Source organism: Arthrobacter sp. SAFR-044, from assembly GCF_059414985.1.
In genome coordinates this window covers 121,560-141,361 of the sequence record NZ_JBPFDN010000003.1, presented here as the reverse complement: position 1 = coordinate 141,361, position 19,802 = coordinate 121,560, and the positions used below count along the sequence as shown (strand labels likewise).

Here is a 19,802-nt window from a genome sequence, read left to right as displayed (position 1 = left end):
CGTTACCGGCCGTCGTCGCGGCTGTCCTCCAGGGCAGCCTCGGCGGCGGCTTTTTGCACCACGGCTTCCAGTTCGTCCGCGGTGAGCAGTTCGCGGTGCAGGTGTTTGGTGCGGTAACCGGCCCTGCCCACCATATGGGCGGACACGGGCACCGTGAGCAGCTGGAAGATCCATGCCACCACCAGGACGGGCCACACCCACCAGGTCCGCATCTGCAGCCCGATGGCAGCCAGCAGCAGGAACAGGCCCAGGACCTGCGGTTTGGTGGCAGCATGCATGCGGCTCAGCAGGTCCGGGAAACGCAGCAGGCCGATCGCGGCGCCCAGGGACATGACCGCCCCCACCACCATGAATACGGCGGAGACGAGGTCGATCCACGCATCGGGTCCGGAAAATTCAGGATTCATCGGGCTTCACCCTTCGGTCCGCCACGAACCGGGCCACCGTCACGGACCCGATGAAGCCGATGACGGAGATGGCCACCACCAGCATCAGGTTGTTCAGGTGCCGGTTGACGGCCATGTCGATGCACAGGGCCCCCGCCAGGATGGCCAGCAGCACGTCAGTGGCGAGCACCCGGTCCAGCAGTGAGGGGCCGCGGGCGATCCGGATGATGGCGCCGGCTGCTGCCAGCGAGAAAATGACGGCTGTGACGGCCAGGACAAGGTGCATCATGCGGCGGCCTCCATTCGTACTTCTTCGAGTTCCTCGGGGGTACCCATGATGCGGATCAGGCCGGCTTCGATGGAACGGACTTCCTTCCGCAGCCCCTCCACGTCTGCTGTGGAGGTGATGTTGAGCGCGTGCAGGTACAGGGTGGACGTGGAGCGGTCCACCTCCACCACCAGCGACCCCGGGATCAGGGAGATCACGTGTCCGGTGGCGGTGACAATCAGGTCCTGGTGGCTGCGCAGCCGGACGGCGACCACGGCGTTGGTCACGTTGGGCCCGCGCACCGTGGCGAGGTAGAGGACCTGGGCGCTGGCCACCACTACCTTCCACAGGAACGCCAGGGCGAATGGCGCAGCGTGAAGGATGTTGAAGCGGCCGCTGAGCTCCACGGGCGGAAGGTAGAAGAGCCTGGCCACGCCCACGGCCAGCAGGGCCCCGAACAGGAGGTTGCCGGGGCTGAAATCCTGCCAGAGGGCGCCCCAGACGACCACCAGCCAGACCAGGAGCGGCAGTTCCTGGCGAAGGGAGATGCGTTTGCGGCTCATCGTGCTCCTCCCACGGAGGTCGCCACGGCAGGTGCCCCGGGAACAGCAGTGCCCTCGCCGAGGACCGCCTCGATGTACGGGGTGCGGTCAAGCATGTCCCGCGCTGCCCGGTCCGACAGGCTGAACAGCGGCCCGGCAAAAACGGTCAGGGCGACGCCGAGCACCACCAGGCCCGCGGTGGAGCCCACCATGGTTCTCGGCAGGAGCGTCACGGTGTTGTTGACCTTGGCGCCGGGGCCGGAAACCCTCGCGGCAGGAGTGGCAAGCAGCACCGGCGCCGGATGTTCGGCGTCGGTGGGTCGGCGCCAAAATGCGCGGTTCCATACCCGGGCAATGGCCAGCAGCGTCAGGAGGCTGGTCACCACCCCGCCGATCACCAGCGCGTACGCCAGCGGCGTGCCCAGCTCAATGCCGGCCTGGATCAGCCCCACTTTGCCGAGGAATCCCGAGAAGGGGGGAATGCCGGCCAGGTTCATGCCTGGAATGAAGAACAGGAGGGCCAGCACGGGCGACAGCTTGGCCAGTCCGCCCAGCCGGTCCACGGAGGAACTGCCGCCCCGGCGCTCGATGAGGCCGGTCACCAGGAAGAGGCTGGTCTGGATGGTGATGTGGTGCGCCACGTAGAAGACTGCCGCCGCCAGCCCCACGGCCGATGACATGGCCAACCCGAACACCATGTAGCCGATGTGGCTGACCAGCGTGAACGAGAGGAGGCGCTTGATGTCGCTTTGCGCCAGGGCACCCAGGATGCCCACCACCATGGTCAGCAGCGCCACCACCATCAAGGGCGTGTTCAGGGTGTCGCCGGGGAACAGGAGCGTCTCGGTCCGGACCATCGCGTACACGCCCACCTTGGTGAGCAGGCCGGCGAACACCGCCGTGACAGGCGCGGGCGCTGTGGGATAGGAGTCCGGGAGCCAAAAGGACAGGGGGAAGACGGCCGCCTTGATGCCAAACGCCACCAGCAGCATCACGTGCAGCAGCGTCCTGGTGCCCTGGTCCAGTTCGCCGAGCTTGATGGCGAGGTCCGCCATGTTGACCGTACCCGTGGCTCCGTACACCATGGCGATGGCGATCAGGAACAGTACGGAGGACACCACGGACACCACGACATAGGTGACGCCGGCCCGGATCCGCGGCCCGGTACCGCCCAGGGTCATCAGCACGTAGCTTGCGGTCAGCAGGATCTCAAAGCCGACGTACAGGTTGAAGAGGTCGCCCGACAGGAACGCGTTGGACACCCCGGCCACCAGGATCAGGTAGGTGGGGTGGAAGATCGAGACCGGGGCGTCCTCATCGCCGTCGGCCATGCCCTGCCCGGTGGCGTACACCAGCACCGCCAGGCTCACTGCGGAGGACACCACCAGCATCAGCGACGAGAACTGGTCCACCACCATGACAATGCCAAAAGGAGGGATCCAGCCGCCGATGGTCACCGCTGCAGTGCCACCGTTCCACGCCGCCGCCAGCAGGAGGCATTCAAGTGCCAGGGTCAGCGACAGCAGGCCGATGCTCACCGCGCGCTGGGCGCGGGAATGCCGGATCAGCAGGAAGGTGAGGGCGGCGCCCAGGATGGGAAGTACGACGGCGAGCGGGGCCAGGCTGGCGATGTTCACTTTCCGCCTCCTTCCGGATTGGGGTCAACGTTGAGCGAGCCGGGCTTTTCCTCCGCGGCAGCGTGCTCGGCGGGCATTTCCCGGCCCCCGGCCACCAGCGTGGCCACGGGTTGGCCTGATTCCCCGTCCGCATCCACCCTGGAAGCCCCCTGGTTTGAGACATCCCGGCCGTCGGAGCCGAGCATGGTGAGCGGGAACTCGGAAGTTTCCGCAGGGACCTCGGCGTCGTCCTCGGCGTCGAAGCTGGGGGTTGCCGCCACGCGGCGGTCCTCCAGGTCGTCCTGGATCTCGTCCTGGCGGGCCAGGACCCACGTGCGGTAGATGATGCCGAGCATGAACGCCGTGACGGCGAAGGAAATCACGATCGAGGTCAGGATCAGCGCCTGCGGCAACGGATCGTTGTAGTCCTGCGCGGGCGTGTCCTTGGCGAACAGCGGCGCCAGGCCGGCGTACCCGCCGGTGGCCAGGATCAGCAGGTTGGTGGCGTTGGCCAGCAGCATCAGCCCCAGCAGCACCCTGGTGAGGCTGCGTTCCAGGATCAGGTAGATCCCGCAGGCATACAAGGCGCCCATGACGATCAGCAGGGTCAGGTTGACGCTCATGCGTGGCCCTTCGCGGTGGTCTCGGCAGGAACCACGTCCGGTTCCTGTTCCTGCTGGTCCGGGCCGTCGATGCGGTCCGGTTCCGGCCCGTCCTGGTCGTGGTCCGGTTCGTGCCCGCCGCCTGCAGACCGTTCCTCCATGTGCTCATCGATTTCGGCCCCGAGGCTGCGCAGCACGTCCAGGACGAGGCCCACCACCACGATGTATACGCCGATATCGAAGATGGTTGAGGTGACGAATTTGATGTCCCCGAACACGGGAAGCCACACCTGGATGATGGCGGACTGGAACACCTGGCCGCCCAGCAGCAGGGGCAGCACTCCAGAGACTGCCGCCAGGGCCAACCCGCTTCCCAGCAGCGCACCTGCGCTGATCGGCGCCGCTTCCCTCAGTTCGAAGCGCCCGCCGGCCAGGTACCGGATGGTCAGTGCCAGGCCTGCGGTCAGGCCGCCGGCGAAACCGCCGCCCGGAAGGTTGTGGCCTGCCAGCAGAAGGTAGAGCGAGAAGATGACCATGGAGTGGAAGATCAGGCGGGTGATCACTTCGAAGATGATGGAGCGGCGCTCCGGGGCCAGGGTCCGCCCGGCAACGATCCAGGCGTCCCGGGCCGAGGCTGCGAACTTCCGGCTGATGGCCAGCGCTGCTGCGTCGCGGGACCCGGGATCCGCGCCGCGGTAGCGTCCCACGGTGCCCTCGGCAACGGACGCGGAGGCCTGCAGGCGGTCGCCGCGCCCCCGCACGAAGATCAGGCTGGCCACACCGGTGGCGGCGAGCGCCAGCACGCTGATTTCCCCAAAGGTATCCCAGGCGCGGATATCCACCAGGGTCACATTGACGACATTCAGGCCGCCGCCGCCCTCGTAGGCAAGCTGCGGAAACTGGAGCGATATGGGGATCGCGGTGCGGGCACCCATGGCGAAGATCGCGGCGAACACCATGGTCACGCCGAAGCCGGCACCGATGATGACACGGACCACCCGGTACCTGCCGCCGGTGCGGTCGCGCAGCTCGGGCGGCAGGCTGCGCATGGCCAGGACGAAGGCCACCAGGATGATGGTCTCCACCAGCATCTGGGTCAGGGCCAGGTCCGGAGCGCCCTGCAGGGCGAACACCAGCGCGATGCCGTACCCGGTCACGGACACCATCAGCACTGCGAGGAAGCGTTTGTTGGCCTTGACGGCGGCCAGGGCGCCGATGATGATGCCTGCCCCGGCCACCAGCTGCAGCGGCGAATTGGGGTCCACCAGGTAGATGTCCTGCGGCAGGACGTTGCCGCCCAGCAGGATGGCGGCGAGCGGCAGGACGAACGCCACGCTCAGGATCACCGCCAGGTAGAAGTACAGTGAACCGCGCTGGGTCCGGCCGGTGATCCATACCGCCGCGTCGTCCAGCGCGCCGATGGTGAGCTGGTAGGCGCGGTCGCCGTCCACCCAGGCCGGGACCAGGGACTGGGCGCGGGCCACCGCGCTGCGGCCAAAGTACATGGCGGCGCCCAGCACGAAGGTGACGGCCGTCAGCCCAAGTGCCGGGGTGACGCCGTGCCACAGCGCAAGGTGCCCTGCCTGCTCGGCCGGAGTGCCGGCGTCGGGCGCTGTGGATGCAAACAGCGCGGCGTACGGCTGGATCCAGGCGTCCACCGGAACCGGCCAGAGGCCGTAGGCGATGGTGAGGAGGGTGAGGACCGCGGGGGCGGCAAGGAAGGACGGACTGATCGCCTTAAAAGGGGTGGGGTCCACTCCCGGCTTCACGGCAAAGGCACCCCACATGAAGCGGGCGCTGTAGGCAAAGGTGAGGATTGAACCCAGCACCAGCCCCACCAGGACCACCATGCCCCAGGGACCGGAGTGCGGTTCCGTGGCGTGGTGCACGAAGGCTTCGAGCACCGATTCCTTGGCCACGAAGCCTCCCAGCAGCGGAATGCCTGCCATGGACGCAGCCCCGATTCCGGCCACGATGCCCAGGGCACGGGAGGAGCGGAAGACGCCGGACAGCTTGCGCACGTCGCGGGTGCCGGACTGGTGGTCGATGATGCCCACCACCAGGAAGAGCGTGGCCTTGAACAGCCCGTGCGCCAGCAGCATGGCCAGGCCCGCGAGCGCGGCGTCGGGCGTTCCCAGGCCCACCACCATGGTGAGGAAGCCCAGCTGGCTGACCGTGCCATAGGCCAGGATCAGCTTGATGTCGGTCTGCCGCAGGGCGCGGTAGCCGCCCACCAGCATGGTGGCCAGGCCCAGCCCCAGGACAACGGGCTGCCAGTACGCCGTCCCGGAAAAACCGGGCGCAAGCCGTGCCACCAGGTAGATGCCGGCTTTGACCATCGCGGCCGCGTGAAGGTAGGCGCTGACGGGGGTGGGGGCGGCCATGGCGCCGGGGAGCCAGAAGTGGAAGGGGACCAGGGCGGACTTGGTGATGGCACCCACCAGGATGAGGACGACGGCGGCGCTGACCATGGTGCCGGACGTCCCGGCAGCCAGCGCAGGGGCCTGTTCCAGGAGGCCGGAGATACGGTACGTGCCGGCGGCGCTGCCCAGCATGATCAGGCCCACCAGCATGGCAAGGCCCCCGGCAGTGGTGACCATCAACGCCTGGAGGGCGGAGCGGCGGGCGGCAAGCCGGGTCCGGGCAAAGCCGATCAGCAGGTAGGACAGGATGGTGGTCAGTTCCCAGAAGACGAACAGCAGCAGGAGGTCATCCGCTGTGACCAGGCCAAACATGGCACCCGCGAACGCCAGCAGCTGGGCGCCAAAGGCGCCGAGGTCCTGGTCCTTCCGTTTGAAGTACCGCGCGCAGTAGACCAGCACCAGGGACCCTACGCCGAGCACCAGGAGGGACATGACCCAGACCAGTGCGTCCATCCTGAAGGCAAGTTCCAGGTGGAGGCTGGGGATCCATTCGAAAGACTCGGTGACCGTGCCGGGGCCTGCATAGATGGGCGCGTGCTGGAACATCAGCCAGCCAAAAGAAACGCCGGGGACGGCAGCCAGTGCGTAAAAGGCGTTACGGCCCCAGACCCTGAAGAGGAAGGGCGCGAGGACAGCCACCGAAAAGTGCACGGCAAGGACTGTGATCACTGTATTCTCCGCAACGTCAGGGATTCGATTGTCAAAAGTTGGAGCAGGCGGCAAAAAGTAAGGTTCGGGAGGGTTCAGTTTACCAAGGCCGGTCCGGTATCCTCCCGGTTTTGCCGCCCGCCCCGGCCGGGATCCCCGGCATCAAGGGCCCGTCCTTCCGCGGGTGTTCGCCACGGGCGGATACGATGCATCGTATGAACAGCGCCAGCGCTCCGGGGGCGATGCAGCCCGCCTCGGATCTTGTTCCCGGAACCGGGTCCTCCAGCAAGGGGCAGGTCCTGGCCTGGGCTTCCTGGGACTGGGGCTCGGCGGCCTTCAATGCCGTGATGACCACGTTTGTCTTCACCGTCTACCTGACGTCCAACGCCTTCGGCGGCGAGGACACCGCGTCGGCGGTCCTGGGCGGCGCCCTGGCGGTTGCCGGGTTTGCCATCGCGCTGCTGGCGCCGGTCACCGGCCAGCGCTCGGACGCCGGGGGCCGGCGCAAGCTGTGGCTGGGAGTCAACTCCGCCGCCGTCGCCATCCTCACCGCCCTGTGCTTTTTCGTGTTCCCGCACCCGGAATTCCTGCTCCTCGGCGTGTCCCTGATCGCGCTGGGCAACGTCTTCTTCGAATTCGCCGGCGTCAACTACAACGCCATGCTTGCCCAGGTGTCCACGCCGCGGAACATCGGAAAGGTCAGCGGGTTTGGGTGGGGCGCCGGCTACCTGGGCGGCATCGTGGCCCTCCTGATCGTCCTGCAACTGTTCGTCCAGCCTGCCTTTGAATGGTTCGGCGCATCCACACAGGACAGCCTCAACATCAGGCTGGTGGCCGTGTTCTCCGCCCTGTGGTTCCTCGTCTTCGCCCTCCCTGTCCTGTTCGCTGTCCCTGAACTGACCCGCTCCGGGCAGTCCGCGCGCATGGGGTTCCTTGCCAGCTACGGGTTGCTGTTGCGGCGGATCAAGGCGATCTACGCCACCAGCCCGCACACCATCTACTTCCTCCTGGCCAGCGCCGTGTTCCGGGACGGCCTCGCCGCCGTTTTCACGTTCGGCGGCATCATCGCTGCCGGCACCTTCGGCTTTGCCCTGTCCCAGGTCATCTTCTTCGCCATTTTCGGTAACGTCGTGGCAGCCATCGGCGCGGTACTCGGCGGGTTCCTGGACGACAAGGTGGGGCCCAAGGCCGTCATCACGGGCTCCCTGGTGGGCCTCCTGGTGGCCGGGAGCGCAATCCTGGTCCTGGGCAACGGCGCCTATTCCTTCTTCGGCATGGAGTGGGCCGGCAGTACCACGTTCTGGGTCTTCGGACTGTTCCTTTGCCTCTTCGTCGGTCCTGCCCAGTCCTCGTCCCGTGCCTACCTGGCCCGGCTGGCGCCGCATGGGGAATCCGGTGAACTGTTCGGCCTCTACGCCACCACCGGCCGGGCCGTCAGCTTCCTGGCGCCCGCCCTGTTCACGCTGTGCATCACCGTGGCAACTCCGCTGGTGCCCGCAGGGCAGGCACAACGGTGGGGAATCCTGGGCATCATGGTGGTCCTCCTCGCAGGGCTCCTGGTACTGCTGCCGGTGAAGGCGCCGGAGCGGGCACCCATCGCAGTGGTCCCCGCCGATTGAAAATCGCCTTCGGTCCTGTTCCAGGCCCGGCCAGGTGTTGCCAGGCAGACTAGGCTGGAAGCATGAACGTGGACGAAACCAACCTTCCGGGCCTGGGCCGGCGGAAGGATTTCATGACCGCTTCCGGACGCCGCATTGGCGTGGTGGAGCTCCGGGAAGGCCAGACGGAACTCATCGTTTCCACCTGGGACGACCCCGATACCTGCCAGGCTTCGATTCCGCTCACCAGCGATGAAGCGGCCACCCTGGGGAACCTCCTGGGCGGCACCCACCTGGCCATGAAGCTCGCGGAGGAGCACAAGGACGTCCCGGGCATCGTCACCCGGCAGTTCTCCATCGCAGCGGACTCCCCGTTCCAGAACCAGCCCATGGGCAAGGCGTGCATCCGCACCAGGTGCGGCGTATCGATCGTGGCCATCATGCGTGAAGGTGAGGTGCTGCCTTCGCCCGGGCCCGACGTCGTCCTCCACCCCGGTGACCTGCTGGTGGCAGTGGGCACCCAGGAAGGCCTCGACTCGGCGGCCGACATCCTGCGCCACGGCTAGGTTCCCATGGACCCGTTGGCCCAGACCCTCGTTGAACTGGGGGCCGTTGTGTTCTGCCTCGGCCTCCTGGCCAGGCTGGCCGGACGGATCGGCATGTCACCCATCCCGTTCTACCTGCTCGGCGGACTGGCGTTTGGAGCCGGCGGCATCATCAAGCTCGAAGGCATGCACGAGTTCGCACATCTCTCCGGCGAAATCGGCGTCATCCTCCTGCTGCTTATGCTCGGGCTGGAATATACGGCTGCGGAGCTCTTCACCGGCCTGCGCCGCTCCTGGCAGGCCGGTGTCCTTGACCTCGTCCTGAACTTCGTACCCGGCGCAGCGCTTGCCCTGCTCCTGGGATGGGGTGGCGTAGGGGCCATGGTCATGGGCGGCGTCACCTACATTTCCTCGTCAGGCATCGCTGCCAAGGTCATCACCGACCTCGGCCGGCTTGGCAACCGCGAGACTCCGGTGGTGCTGTCCATCCTGGTGTTCGAGGACCTGGCCATGGCCGTGTACCTGCCCATCCTCACGGCCACGCTCGCCGGCGTGAGTTTCCTGGGCGGCCTCACCACGGTGGGAATCGCCCTGGCCGTGGTCAGCGTGGTCCTCATGGTGGCGCTGCGGCACGGGCACCATGTCTCCAAGGCAGTGCACAGCGAAAACTCCGAAGTCTTCCTGCTCAACGTCCTCGGGGCGGCCCTGCTGGTGGCGGGCGCAGCGTCCGCCATGCAGGTTTCTGCGGCGGTGGGGGCCTTCATGCTGGGCATCGCCATCTCAGGCTCCACCGCCCACAACGCCACCCGCATCCTTGAACCGCTGCGGGACCTGTTTGCGGCCATCTTCTTCGTGGCGTTCGGGCTCAACACGGACCCGTCATCCATACCGCCGGTCCTGGGGTGGGCCCTGGTCCTGGCCGTAGCCACCGCGGCAACCAAGATGATGACCGGGATCTGGGCGGCAAAACAGGCCGGGATTGCCAGGCCCGGCCGCTTCCGCGCCGGCGCCGCCCTGGTAGCCCGCGGCGAATTCTCCATCGTGATCGCCGGCCTGGCCGTAGCCTCGGGAGCGGTTCCGCATGAGCTCGCGGCGCTTGCCACCGCCTACGTGCTGCTGATGGCGGTGATGGGGCCGCTGGCCGCACGCTACGTGGAACCGCTGGCCAGGCCGTTCCTCCGGAGGCCGGCGGTCGCACCACAGCTCTAGGGCGCCCGCGGTCCGGTTGGCCCGTAGCCGGCTTCCGCTCCCTGCTAGATGCTGGTGCGGTGGAAGTTCAGGTGGCTTCGGCTGGCGGTGGGACCCCGCTGGCCCTGGTACCGGTTGCCGTACTCCCCCTGGCCGTACGGGTACTCCGCCGCCGAACTTAGCCGGAAGAAGCAGAGCTGGCCGATCTTCATGCCCGGCCACAGCTTGATGGGCAACGTGGCCATATTGGACAGTTCAAGGGTGACGTGGCCGGAAAAGCCGGGGTCGATGAAGCCTGCGGTGGAGTGCGTCAGCAGGCCCAGCCGGCCAAGGGACGACTTCCCTTCCAGGCGGGCCGCAATGTCATCGGGCAGCGTCACGGTCTCGTAAGTGGACCCCAGCACGAACTCGCCCGGGTGCAGGATAAAGGCTTCGTCCTGCTCCACTTCCACCAGGCGGGTCAGCTCGGGCTGCTCCTGTGCGGGGTCGATGTGCGCGTACTTGTGGTTGTCGAACAACCGGAAGAATTTGTCGATCCGGACATCCACGGACGACGGCTGGACCATCGCCGGATCGAACGGTTCCAGCAGGATCCGCTGGGAATCAATTTCGGCACGAATGTCGCGGTCAGAGATCAGCACCGTCCCAAATTACCGTATCGGTTATCCACACCCACACTTCCCCGTTGTTGCTGTGGCCTCCTGGGGCTAATGTTGCGAATGAAAGCCGCCGGAATGGTCTCCCGGATGGCGTAACAGAGCTGGGGATGTTGTGAATAAATTAGTGGCACCTTTTCTTGGCGTGCTCTGTGCATTGGCGCTGGTCTCTTCGTCCGCCACCGCACCTCCGGCGCCGATGCCCCTTAACCAGGCGGGAGCAGCGAGTATCTCGCTGGCAGCGCCTTTGGTGCGCGACGGCGGTGCGTCCAGTAAGGGCGACGGTTCCGCCGGGAGCCTCACCCCTGCCGTGGACCCGGATATCCGCGTAGCGTCACCACTTCCGGACGCCACCCCCGCGCCGGCAGCTCCAGCCGCGGGCACTGTCCAGGCCACAACCGAAGCAGCGCCACCGCAGGCAGCGGCTGCAGCATCCGCCGAGCCCGCTCCCCAGACGGTTTCCATCCCTCCACTCTGGGCACCGGACCAGGAACTGGCATCGCCGTCCACTTCACAAGCTGCAGCTCCCGAATCTGCTCCCGCGCGGATTTCCACGCAGGCCCTGGTCCCGGACAGCAATTCAGCAGCCATCCTTACAGTCTTTACCAAGATCAACGAGTACCGCGTAGCCAACGGCCTGAACAAGGTGAAGTACCACCCCACCGTGGCCGGGTTGTCGCAGGACTGGTCGGACAACATTGCCACCCGTGAAGTGATTGAGCACCGGGCCAGTTTCTGGACCGATTCCCGCGCCCTGAGCCCCAACAACGGCGCCGGCGAGATCATTGCCATCCGCACCGACCGGGACGCAGCCCAGCTGGTGGAGTGGTGGAAGGGGTCACCGGGCCACAACGCCATGCTCCTTGACCCGCGTTTCAATGTGATGGGCGCAGGGATCTCCTACACCAACTCCACCTACCAGATCTGGGGTGTGGTCAACTTCTTCGGGTACACCACGTTGCCCGCCGGCACGCTCGATTCCCCGGGCGGCGCGTCATCCGGTGGCGCCTTGCCGCCACCGCCGCCAAGCCTGTGCGATGCACCCGTCAAGCACATGCCGCCCACCCTCAACCTCGCCGCTGCGGCAATCACCGGCCCTGCCGACCTCGTGTCCGTCGACTCCGCCGGCCAGCTGCTCAACCGGGCGTCCACCGGGCCCCGCACCTATGCTGCAGCCAAGGTGATCGGCTCCGGCTTTGGCGGAGCCAAGGAAGTCTTCGTCACCGATTGGGACCGTGACGGCTCCTACGACGTCCTGACCCAGTGGGCCAGCGGCAACCTGACCCTGCACCGGGGCATCGCCGGCGGCGGGTTCCAGGCACCCATCACGCTCGGCGTCGGCGGATGGGACACCCTGACCCTGGCAGTGGGCGGCTGGTGCGCCAACAACCGGATGCCCCAGATCCTGGCCCTGGACGGGGGCGGAAACCTGTACCTTTACGGCAACAAGGGCACCGGCGATATTGCAGAGCGGGTCACGGTTGCCACTGGCCTCTACGCGTCCCGCCTGTCCATGGTGGACTACGACGGTGACGGCTTCCAGGACATCCTGGGGTTGAGGACCGACGGCACCGTGCAGCTCTACCGCGGGTGGGGCAGCACCGCGCTCCGTGCCGAAGCCCGTGCAACGGTCGCCACGGGCTGGACGGACGTCACGGGAATCCGCGCGCTGCGTGACGTCACCGGCCTGAACACCAGGGGCGTAGCGCTCCGACGGGCCAATGACACGGTGCAGTACTGGGACCTGAGCTCCGGAACTCTCGCGTCGCCGTCGAACATCCCCGGGCCCTGGACCGGGCAGCGGCTGGCGCAGTGATCCGAAGGGACTGACTCAGATGGCCGGCTGGAGTTCCAGCACGTTCTTCAGCCGGTCCAGCTGGGCCACATCGGACGTGACCCGGCGCTGGAGCATCCCGTTGAAGAAGGTCCACCTGCTGAGGAACCCGAACCGTCCCTCGCGTTTGGCCTCCATGGCGAACCGGACCCGGGTCCCGGCGTCCTCGGTACTGAGGTAGTAGCCGCCCCAGCGGGTCGCGGGGCCGGAGACGACGTGGAACTGTATTTCGGCGCCGGGCCGGACATTGGTGATCTCCAGCTCCGCGGGGATGCTCAGCCCGGAGCGTCCGGCAACCATCTTCCGGTACACCGCCCCCTTGGCTTCGGCCGGGCCCTGCACGAGCTTCACGCTGCGGACATCGCTCCGCCAGGCGGGAAGATTGGTTGCGTCGAGGAGGTATTGGTAGACGGCCATGGCGTCGCGTTCTATGAGGACCTCGTGCTCAGCGATTGCCATGAAGAAATTCCTGTGGTTGACGTCGGCTGCCGCAATAGCTGCCTCCCCCAAGCGGCCGCTACCCGGATCAGGTTAGCCACCGCCCAGCGCCCAAACCTAGCCGGCACCGCCGACGTTATTGAAGAGTTACTGGATGACGTCCCGGTTTGCAGGACACGGAACCGCTGCCGGCCAAGGTTGGCGGGGAGCCCACAGATCTGCGCTAAGCTAAGTTCTGCCCCGCGCGAGTGGCGGCACTGCGGCTGTAGCTCAATGGTAGAGCGCTAGCTTCCCAAGCTTGATACGCGGGTTCGATTCCCGTCAGCCGCTCCATTTCCTCCCGCCCGGCCAGGCGTCACCGCATGCGTTCTTACGCAGCCACCCGCCGTGCGATCCGCACCGGATGCCGCCGGTCCCGCCAGTCCACCTTGAGCTGCAGTGAGCCCTTCCGGGCCAGGATGGCGGCCACGGTAAGGGCCGCAAGTGCGGGCACGCCGCCGGAGACCAGCAGGGCCGCATGCGGATCCGCGTGTTCAGCGATCCAGCCGAGCATGGGTCCACCCAGGGCCTGGCCGCCGATCAGCACCATGATGTACAGGCTCATCACCCGCCCCCGGATCCCCATGTTGGAGCTGACCTGCACCAGCTGGTTTGACCCGGTGAGGAACATGAGGCACCAGAAGCCGGACAGCACCATCACCGCCCCGAACCACACCAGGGACGGGGCGAGGACTGCCAGGCAGAGCATCAGGCCATACATCCCGGCGCAGAACACCACTGACCGCAGGCGCAGCTGCCGGCGGCGGGTGGACGCAACCGCGCCGGACAGGGCACCGAGGGCCACCAGGGCGTTGAGGAGCCCGTACCCGCCGGCGCCTACCTTGAATACGTGGTCCGCGAAGGCTGCCAGAAGCACCGGCAGGCTCATGGCAAAGACAGAGATGAAGCCGGCCATCAGCCACGGCCAATAGATGGTGGGCTTGCTCAACGCATAGCGCAGCCCCTCCCGGAGCATTCCCTTGGTCTTGGGGGCAGGCGCGTTGACGTAGAGCTGGTCCTTGCGCAGGATCAGGAGCATCGCAACTGTCGAGCAGCAGGCTGCGGCGTTGGCCGCGAAGGCCCAGCCGGCACCTACCGCAGTCAGGAGCAGCCCGGCGATGGCGGGACCAATCAGGCCGCCCAGCTGGAACGTCGTCGAGTTGACGCTGATGGCGTTCCGCAAGTATTTCGGGCCGACGAGTTCATTGACGAACACCTGGCGTGCGGGCTGGTCGAGGACCGTCACCAGGCCCAGGACCAGGGCGATGGCGTAGACATGCCACACCATGATGACGCCGGTGAGGGCAAGCGTTGCCAGCGTTGCAGCCAGGAGGGCAGCCATGCTCTGGCAAAGGATGAGGATTTTCCGCTTGGCGAACCTGTCGGCCACCATGCCGCCCCACGGCCCCAGCAGCAGGGAGGGCAGGAACTGCAGCGCCACGGTCACACCGACGGCCGTCACGGAGCCCGAAAGCTGCAGCACCAGCCAGTCCTGGGCAATCCGCTGCATCCAGATGGCAATAACGGCGATGAAGTGGCCGGCAGCGAAGATCCGGAAGTTGGGCACCGTCAGCGAGATGAAGGTGTGCTTCCAGGGGAGCCGCTCCGCGACGACGGGAAGCGGCTGGGTCTGGTTGTCGGGCGGCGCTGAGCCCGCCGCGTCGATGACTGGCTGGGAGACGGAAGCCGACGAAGGCGGAGGCGGTGCCACAGGAGTGTCCTCAAAATTGCGGGCGGTCTGGGATGTCCTTAACGCTAGGCTGGCCCAGCCGATTATGGAGAGGTATGGTCCCTATAACTCGCATTGCAAAACGCAATAGGTTGGCAGTCGGAAGGACACCGGAGTCCCACATGTTTGAACCAGCACAGCTGCGCTCTTTCCTGGCAGTCGCGGACACGTTGAGCTTTACCAAGGCCGCTGAACGCCTGGGGCTGGCCCAGCCCACCATCAGCCAGCACATCCGCAAACTCGAAGCCGCGGCCAAGCGCAGCCTGATCACCAGGGACACCCGCGACGTCAGGCTCACCGACAATGGCGATGCGATGGCCGGTTTTGCCCGCAACATCCTGTCCGCGCACGACGCCGCCGCCCGCTATTTCTCCGGCTCGGCCATGCGCGGACGGCTCAGGTTCGGCACGGCGGACGACCTCGCCATCACCGGGCTGCCCCGGATCCTGCGGGAGTTCCGGCAGATCTATCCGCAGATCAACCTGGAACTGACGGTGGGCCAAAGCGACCAACTGTACCGGAAGCTCAACGCCGGGCAACTGGACCTGGTCTTCGTGAAATGGGTGGCCGGCGCAAAGGACGGCACCGTGGTCCAGCACGATTCGTTTTCCTGGGTGGGACTGGAACAGACCGTCATGGAACCGGGAACCCCCGTGCCCCTGATCGCTTACCCGTCCCCCAGCCTCAGCCGGAAACTGGCCATTGATGCGCTGGAGGCCCACGGCAGGACCTGGCGGATCACCTGCACCACCCGGCAGATCAGCGGGGTGCTGGCGGCGGTCAGGGCGGGCATCGGGGTAGCCGTCATGCCGACCTCGCTGGTGCCCGAAGACCTGAAAATCATCACCCGGCGCTTCGACCTTCCCGCCGTGGGGGACGTGGATTTCACCCTGATCCGCAACCCGTTGGCCAACACCGAGGTGATTGACGCCCTCACCCAGTCGATTGTCGGAAGGACCATTAACCGCCAAACTTAACTCTCCTGCGGCGCGATTTCCAGCATTTAGGGGAGTTAGGGGGGCCGTGTCCATTGATAGGGGAAGTGGCATCACCTATGCTGGTTTTCCAAGGTCAAGCAGCAGGCCGGTTCACCGAAACAAGCGCGTATCCGCACGCCGGAAACCACCGCTTGGGACAGGCAGCCAATGACGACAGCCAGGAACATCCACCCAGGTTCTGCGCACGCACGCCCGTACTCCACCGCACGGCCGTCCACCCGCCAGAACACCCTCGGAACCGGACACGCCTCCGTGGATTCCGGATACGTGGGGAAACCCACTTGTGATAAGTGCCGTACGGACGAGTTCGTTTACCTTGAGTCGTACATTCCGCCCACCTACCGGCGCGACGGAACGGTGTCCACCCTTGGCGAGGTGGCCTACACCTGCACCCGCTGTGAGGATTTCTCGGCCCACAGCGTTCCAGTCACCTGGACCCCGCCCGGCTGGTACCTGGGCTAGCAGCTACCAAAAGGTCCGGTGGTCGGGCTGGTTTCCACCAGCCCGACCACCGGACCTTCGTTTGCCCTGAAAGTTAGATCAGCGCGTCCGACAGATGGTTCGGGGTGCCGAACCGGTGCGCGGTGATGCTGACGGCCTGCTCATGCAGGAACGGCAGCAGTTCCACGCGGCCTGCCTCCGTGACGGGGTGGGCGTAGATGGCCAGGTCGGGCCGCCCGCCGGTGGCTTCGGCGAGCGCGGAGGCGTCGCCGCCAATCAAGCGGATGCGGGCCCCGGACAACTTGCCCGCTGCGGCGAGGTGTCCCGCGGAAGCCAGCCAGCCGGCGTCGGACTCCATGGTCACGTCGATGTCCTGTGCGGTGAGCACGGAGCGCAGCTGGGCGGGAAGTTCGACGGCGGTAGACACCGTTACTGCCGACCCCGCCAGCACACCGGCCGCCACAGTCCGGACCAGGTGGGCGAGCGGCGCGCCTTCGGAGAGGCGGACGGTGACCGGCAGGCTGCGGTAGCGGAAGATGTTGCGCTCCGCGCTCAGCCCGGAGACGTCCTTGGCGGTGCCGAACTCCGAAGCCCACGCCTCGGCGTCGGACGCCAGGGCCCGCTGGACCGACTCAAGTTCCGCCGGCTGCAGGGCAGGGCCGGCGGCGTTGAGGATACGGCGCACGCCGGGGTTCGTGATGTCGGCCTTGGCGGATGCCTCCGCGGGCAGCCAGTCTCCCAGGCCGGCCAGGTAGTTGGGGCCACCGGCCTTGGTGCCGGCGCCGACGGCGGACTTCTTCCAGCCGCCGAACGGCTGGCGCTGGACGATGGCGCCGGTGATGCCGCGGTTGATGTAGAGGTTGCCGGCCTGGATGGTGTCCAGCCAGATGCCCAGTTCCTCGGAGTTGAGGGAGTGCAGGCCGGCTGTGAGGCCGTACTCGATCTGGTTCTGGATGGCGATGGCCTCTTCCAGGGTGTCGGCGGTCATCACGCCCAGGACCGGGCCGAAGAACTCGGTCAAGTGGAAGTAGGATCCGCGCTTGACCCCGTAGCGCACGCCCGGGCTCCACAGCCGGCCGGTGTCGTCCAGCTTCTTCGGTTCAACGGCCCAGTTCTCGCCTTCTCCGAGCGTGGTCAGGGCGTTGAGGAGCTTGCCGTTGGCGGGCTCGATGATCGGCCCCATCTGGCTGGTGGGATCCTCCGGGTAGCCCACCTTCAGCGAGGTGACGGCGTCAACCAGCTGGTTGTGGAACCGCTTCGATTTGGCCACGGAACCGACCAGGATCACCAGCGAGGCGGCGGAGCACTTCTGGCCGGCGTGGCCGAACGCGGAGTAGGCCACGTCCTTGGCTGCGAGGTCCAGGTCGGCGCTGGGGGTGACGATGATGGCGTTCTTGCCGCTGGTCTCGGCCAGCAGCGGCAAGTCCTTGCGGAAGGAGCGGAACAGCTCGGCGGTTTCGTAGCCGCCGGTGAGGATCACCCGGTCCACGGCAGGGTGGGAGATGAGCTGCGTACCGAGCTCCCGCTCCCCCAGCTGCACCATGGTCAGCACGCCCTTCGGGACGCCTGCTTCCCACAGTGCTTCCACCATGACAGCGCCGCTGCGGGCGGCCTGCTTGGCGGGCTTGATGACGACGGCGGAGCCGGCGGCGAGTGCCGCAAGGGTGGACCCTGCCGGGATGGCGACCGGGAAGTTCCAGGGCGGGGTGACGACGGTGAGCTTGGCTGGGACGAACGTGGCGCCGTCGACCGTGTCCAGCTTGCGCGCCGACTCGGCGTAGTAGTGCGCGAAGTCCACGGCCTCGCTGACCTCGGGGTCGCCCTGGTCGATGGTCTTGCCCGTCTCGCTGGCCATGACCTCGAGCAGGTCGGCCCGGCGGGATTCCAGGATCTCCCCGGCCCGGTGCAGGATTTCCGCGCGTTCGTTGCCGGAGAGTTCGCCCCAGGCCTTGCCCTTGTCCACGGCGTTGGTGATGGCGGAGTCCAGCGTTTCCTCGTCATTGATGAACGCGGCCTTCACCGAGGCGTTGCCCAGCGTCGAGGACGGGACGCGCCCAAGAATTGCCCGGCCCCAGGTGCGGTTGGCAGGCAGCGCAGGGTCGGTGTCCGGGGTGTTCCGGAACCCGGTGTGCGGCATGGCCTCCGGCGGAAGGTTCCGGTCCTGGCGTCGGTTGGGCAGCGGGACGGTGTTGTCCAGCGCCTCCAGCGAGGAGAGGAAGCGCTGCTTTTCGCGCTCGAACAGGCCCTCGTTTTCGCTGAGCTCGAAGACTGCCGACATGAAGTTTTCCTGGCTTGCGCCCTCTTCCAGGCGGCGGATCAGGTAGGCGATGGCGACGTCGAACTCGGACGGGTGCACCACGGGGGTGTAAAGCAGCAGGGAGCCGACGTCCTTCTTGACGGCCTCGGCCTGGCCCTGTGCCATGCCCAGCAGCATCTCGAACTCGACGCCGGATTCCACGCCGCGCTGCTTGGCCAGGAGCCAGGCGAAGGCGATGTCGAACAGGTTGTGGCCGGCGACGCCGATGCGGATGTTCTTGATGCGTTCGGGGTGCAGCGCGTAGTTGATGACGCTCTTGTAGCTGGTGTCCGAGTCCTGCTTCGAACCCCAGGTGGCCAGCGGCCAGTCGTGCAGCGAGGCTTCCACCTGCTCCATGGGCAGGTTGGCGCCCTTGACCACGCGGACCTTGATGCCGGCGCCGCCGTTGGCGCGGCGTTCGGCGGCCCAGTCCTGCAGCCGGATCATGGCGGACAGGGCGTCCGGGAGGTAGGCCTGGAGCACGATGCCGGCCTCGAGGTCCTGGAACTCGGGCTTGTCCAGGATCCGGGTGAAGACCGCGATGGTCATGTCCAGGTCCTTGTACTCCTCCATGTCCAGGTTGATGAACTTGTTCTTCTGCCCGGTGCCGGAGTAGGAGGCGGCGCGCTGGAAGAGCGGGGTGAGCTTTTCGACGACGTGTTCCACGGCCTCGTCGAAGGCCCAGGCGGAGTGCGGGGCCACGGTGGAGGAGACCTTGATGGAGACGTAGTCGACGTCGGGGCGGGCCAGCAGCGTGTGCGTGCCTTCGAGGCGCCGGGAGGCTTCATGCTCTCCGAGGACGGCCTCGCCCAGGAGGTTGACGTTGAGCTTGATGCCGTCCTTCTTGATCTTGGCGATGGCCGGGCCCAGCTTGGCGTCGGTGGCATCCACGATCAGGTGGCCCACCATCTCACGCAGGACCTTGCGGGCGATGGGGATGACAACCTGCGGCATCACGGGGGCCATCGTGCCGCCCAGTGCCACGGCGCTGCGCATGTACCAGGGCAGGAATGCCGGAACCTTGGGGGCCAGCTTCGCGAGGTTGCGGGCGGCGACGTTCAGGTCCTCGGGACGGACCACGCCGTCCACGAATCCGACCGTGAAGTCCAGGCCGTTGGGGTCCTTCAGGACGCCGGCCAGCTGCTCGGCTGAGGCGTCCACCGGTACCTTGGCGGCCTCGGTGAGCCAGCGCCGGACCAAGGCGACCGCTTCATTGGCGAGCGCCTTTGCCTGGGGGACGTCGACGTCGACGGTCTGCGGGGTGGCCGCCTTGACGACTGCCGGTTCCATTGCAACGTGGGTCATTGTGTTCCCGATCTTTCTGGTGTTCTGGGAGGTCTTTCCACCAGTATGAGCCTCAATTCACATAAGATAAAGCAATCTTTTCTGAGCAATACAGGTTAGTAAAACCAATGCTTTATTCACCTCCCAACGCCCCCTCACCTGATGCCCCCAAACCGCCAACGCCCCATCACCTTCCTCCCCGAAACCACCAACGCCCCATCACCTGATGCAGCAAATTCGGGAACCCGTCAGCAGTACGTAAAAAGCACCA

Annotated in this window: 16 protein-coding genes and 1 tRNA gene; 7 read left to right on the top strand and 10 right to left on the bottom strand. The window is 66.6% G+C overall.

Translation table 11 applies throughout. The features are described from left to right. Positions 1-2 precede the first annotated feature (2 nt). The 6 genes from mnhG to ACR65J_RS05675 are packed head-to-tail and all read right to left on the bottom strand — an operon-like array spanning position 3 to position 6,506. Positions 3-407 carry a monovalent cation/H(+) antiporter subunit G gene (mnhG, locus tag ACR65J_RS05700; RefSeq protein ID WP_440166873.1) on the bottom strand — a complete coding sequence of 135 codons (405 nt, stop codon included), beginning with the start codon at positions 405-407 and terminating at the stop codon, positions 3-5. Next, entirely contained in the window at positions 397-675 is a 279-nt protein-coding gene (locus tag ACR65J_RS05695) for an MrpF/PhaF family protein (protein WP_440166870.1), read from the bottom strand. The genes mnhG and ACR65J_RS05695 overlap by 11 nt, the downstream gene beginning before the upstream one ends. Continuing rightward, positions 672-1,217 carry a Na+/H+ antiporter subunit E gene (locus ACR65J_RS05690; protein ID WP_440166868.1) on the bottom strand — a complete coding sequence of 182 codons (546 nt, stop codon included), beginning with the start codon at positions 1,215-1,217 and terminating at the stop codon, positions 672-674. The genes ACR65J_RS05695 and ACR65J_RS05690 overlap by 4 nt, the downstream gene beginning before the upstream one ends. Next, on the bottom strand, positions 1,214-2,833 hold the full coding sequence (locus tag ACR65J_RS05685) for a Na+/H+ antiporter subunit D (protein ID WP_440166867.1): 1,620 nt from the start codon (positions 2,831-2,833) through the stop codon (positions 1,214-1,216). Before ACR65J_RS05685 ends, ACR65J_RS05690 begins: the two co-directional genes overlap by 4 nt. Further along, positions 2,830-3,435, bottom strand: coding sequence for a Na(+)/H(+) antiporter subunit C (locus ACR65J_RS05680; RefSeq protein ID WP_440166865.1), 606 nt, complete (start codon positions 3,433-3,435; stop codon positions 2,830-2,832). Before ACR65J_RS05680 ends, ACR65J_RS05685 begins: the two co-directional genes overlap by 4 nt. Next, positions 3,432-6,506 (bottom strand): Na+/H+ antiporter subunit A, encoded by a 3,075-nt coding sequence (locus ACR65J_RS05675; protein WP_440166863.1) that lies wholly within the window; start codon positions 6,504-6,506, stop codon positions 3,432-3,434. Before ACR65J_RS05675 ends, ACR65J_RS05680 begins: the two co-directional genes overlap by 4 nt. A 194-nt stretch (positions 6,507-6,700) precedes the next feature. Here ACR65J_RS05675 and ACR65J_RS05670 point away from each other — a divergent pair, with 194 nt between their 5' ends. From ACR65J_RS05670 to ACR65J_RS05660, 3 genes are all read left to right on the top strand, one after another. Beyond that, positions 6,701-8,104 (top strand): MFS transporter, encoded by a 1,404-nt coding sequence (locus ACR65J_RS05670; RefSeq protein ID WP_440166862.1) that lies wholly within the window; start codon positions 6,701-6,703, stop codon positions 8,102-8,104. A 62-nt stretch (positions 8,105-8,166) separates the two neighbouring features. Then, positions 8,167-8,649, top strand: a complete 483-nt coding sequence (locus tag ACR65J_RS05665; protein ID WP_440166861.1) for a cation:proton antiporter regulatory subunit — start codon at positions 8,167-8,169, stop codon at positions 8,647-8,649. A 6-nt stretch (positions 8,650-8,655) separates the two neighbouring features. Then, on the top strand, positions 8,656-9,837 hold the full coding sequence (locus ACR65J_RS05660; RefSeq protein ID WP_440166860.1) for a cation:proton antiporter: 1,182 nt from the start codon (positions 8,656-8,658) through the stop codon (positions 9,835-9,837). A 44-nt stretch (positions 9,838-9,881) separates the two neighbouring features. On the opposite strand, the gene dcd is transcribed toward ACR65J_RS05660, so the two are convergent. After that, complete coding sequence (gene dcd, locus ACR65J_RS05655) at positions 9,882-10,457, bottom strand: dCTP deaminase (RefSeq protein WP_440166858.1); 576 nt, start codon at positions 10,455-10,457, stop codon at positions 9,882-9,884. A gap of 214 nt (positions 10,458-10,671) precedes the next feature. Here dcd and ACR65J_RS05650 point away from each other — a divergent pair, with 214 nt between their 5' ends. Continuing rightward, positions 10,672-12,288, top strand: a complete 1,617-nt coding sequence (locus ACR65J_RS05650) for a CAP domain-containing protein (protein ID WP_440167413.1) — start codon at positions 10,672-10,674, stop codon at positions 12,286-12,288. 15 nt (positions 12,289-12,303) lie between these two features. Here the strand turns inward: ACR65J_RS05650 and ACR65J_RS05645 are convergent, their stop codons facing one another. After that, a complete protein-coding gene (locus ACR65J_RS05645) occupies positions 12,304-12,765 on the bottom strand; it encodes an SRPBCC family protein (protein WP_440166856.1) in 462 nt (153 codons plus the stop codon). Positions 12,766-13,003: 238 nt separating this feature from the next. Here ACR65J_RS05645 and ACR65J_RS05640 point away from each other — a divergent pair. Then, a tRNA-Gly gene (locus ACR65J_RS05640) sits at positions 13,004-13,077 on the top strand. A gap of 37 nt (positions 13,078-13,114) precedes the next feature. Here the strand turns inward: ACR65J_RS05640 and ACR65J_RS05635 are convergent. Continuing rightward, the gene (locus ACR65J_RS05635; protein ID WP_440166854.1) at positions 13,115-14,494 is read right to left on the bottom strand and encodes an MFS transporter; all 1,380 of its coding nucleotides are present in this window, start codon (positions 14,492-14,494) and stop codon (positions 13,115-13,117) included. A 140-nt stretch (positions 14,495-14,634) separates the two neighbouring features. On the opposite strand from ACR65J_RS05635, the gene ACR65J_RS05630 reads away from it, so the two are divergent. After that, positions 14,635-15,489 (top strand): LysR substrate-binding domain-containing protein, encoded by an 855-nt coding sequence (locus tag ACR65J_RS05630; protein WP_440166852.1) that lies wholly within the window; start codon positions 14,635-14,637, stop codon positions 15,487-15,489. Positions 15,490-15,657: 168 nt separating this feature from the next. Next, complete coding sequence (locus tag ACR65J_RS05625; protein ID WP_440166850.1) at positions 15,658-15,972, top strand: hypothetical protein; 315 nt, start codon at positions 15,658-15,660, stop codon at positions 15,970-15,972. A 73-nt stretch (positions 15,973-16,045) separates the two neighbouring features. On the opposite strand, the gene ACR65J_RS05620 is transcribed toward ACR65J_RS05625, so the two are convergent. After that, entirely contained in the window at positions 16,046-19,552 is a 3,507-nt protein-coding gene (locus ACR65J_RS05620; protein WP_440166849.1) for a bifunctional proline dehydrogenase/L-glutamate gamma-semialdehyde dehydrogenase, read from the bottom strand. Between the last annotated feature and the right edge of the window lie 250 nt (positions 19,553-19,802).

What these genes read in the sequence shown, in the direction of transcription:
- mnhG (WP_440166873.1), bottom strand. Translation starts at nt 407, where the DNA reads ATGAATCCTGAATTTTCCGGACCCGATGCGTGGATCGACCTCGTCTCC.
- ACR65J_RS05695 (WP_440166870.1), bottom strand. Translation starts at nt 675, where the DNA reads ATGATGCACCTTGTCCTGGCCGTCACAGCCGTCATTTTCTCGCTGGCA.
- ACR65J_RS05690 (WP_440166868.1), bottom strand. Translation starts at nt 1,217, where the DNA reads ATGAGCCGCAAACGCATCTCCCTTCGCCAGGAACTGCCGCTCCTGGTC.
- ACR65J_RS05680 (WP_440166865.1), bottom strand. Translation starts at nt 3,435, where the DNA reads ATGAGCGTCAACCTGACCCTGCTGATCGTCATGGGCGCCTTGTATGCC.
- ACR65J_RS05670 (WP_440166862.1), top strand. Translation starts at nt 6,701, where the DNA reads ATGAACAGCGCCAGCGCTCCGGGGGCGATGCAGCCCGCCTCGGATCTT.
- ACR65J_RS05665 (WP_440166861.1), top strand. Translation starts at nt 8,167, where the DNA reads ATGAACGTGGACGAAACCAACCTTCCGGGCCTGGGCCGGCGGAAGGAT.
- ACR65J_RS05660 (WP_440166860.1), top strand. Translation starts at nt 8,656, where the DNA reads ATGGACCCGTTGGCCCAGACCCTCGTTGAACTGGGGGCCGTTGTGTTC.
- ACR65J_RS05650 (WP_440167413.1), top strand. Translation starts at nt 10,672, where the DNA reads ATGCCCCTTAACCAGGCGGGAGCAGCGAGTATCTCGCTGGCAGCGCCT.
- ACR65J_RS05645 (WP_440166856.1), bottom strand. Translation starts at nt 12,765, where the DNA reads ATGGCAATCGCTGAGCACGAGGTCCTCATAGAACGCGACGCCATGGCC.
- ACR65J_RS05630 (WP_440166852.1), top strand. Translation starts at nt 14,635, where the DNA reads ATGTTTGAACCAGCACAGCTGCGCTCTTTCCTGGCAGTCGCGGACACG.
- ACR65J_RS05625 (WP_440166850.1), top strand. Translation starts at nt 15,658, where the DNA reads ATGACGACAGCCAGGAACATCCACCCAGGTTCTGCGCACGCACGCCCG.
- ACR65J_RS05620 (WP_440166849.1), bottom strand. Translation starts at nt 19,552, where the DNA reads ATGACCCACGTTGCAATGGAACCGGCAGTCGTCAAGGCGGCCACCCCG.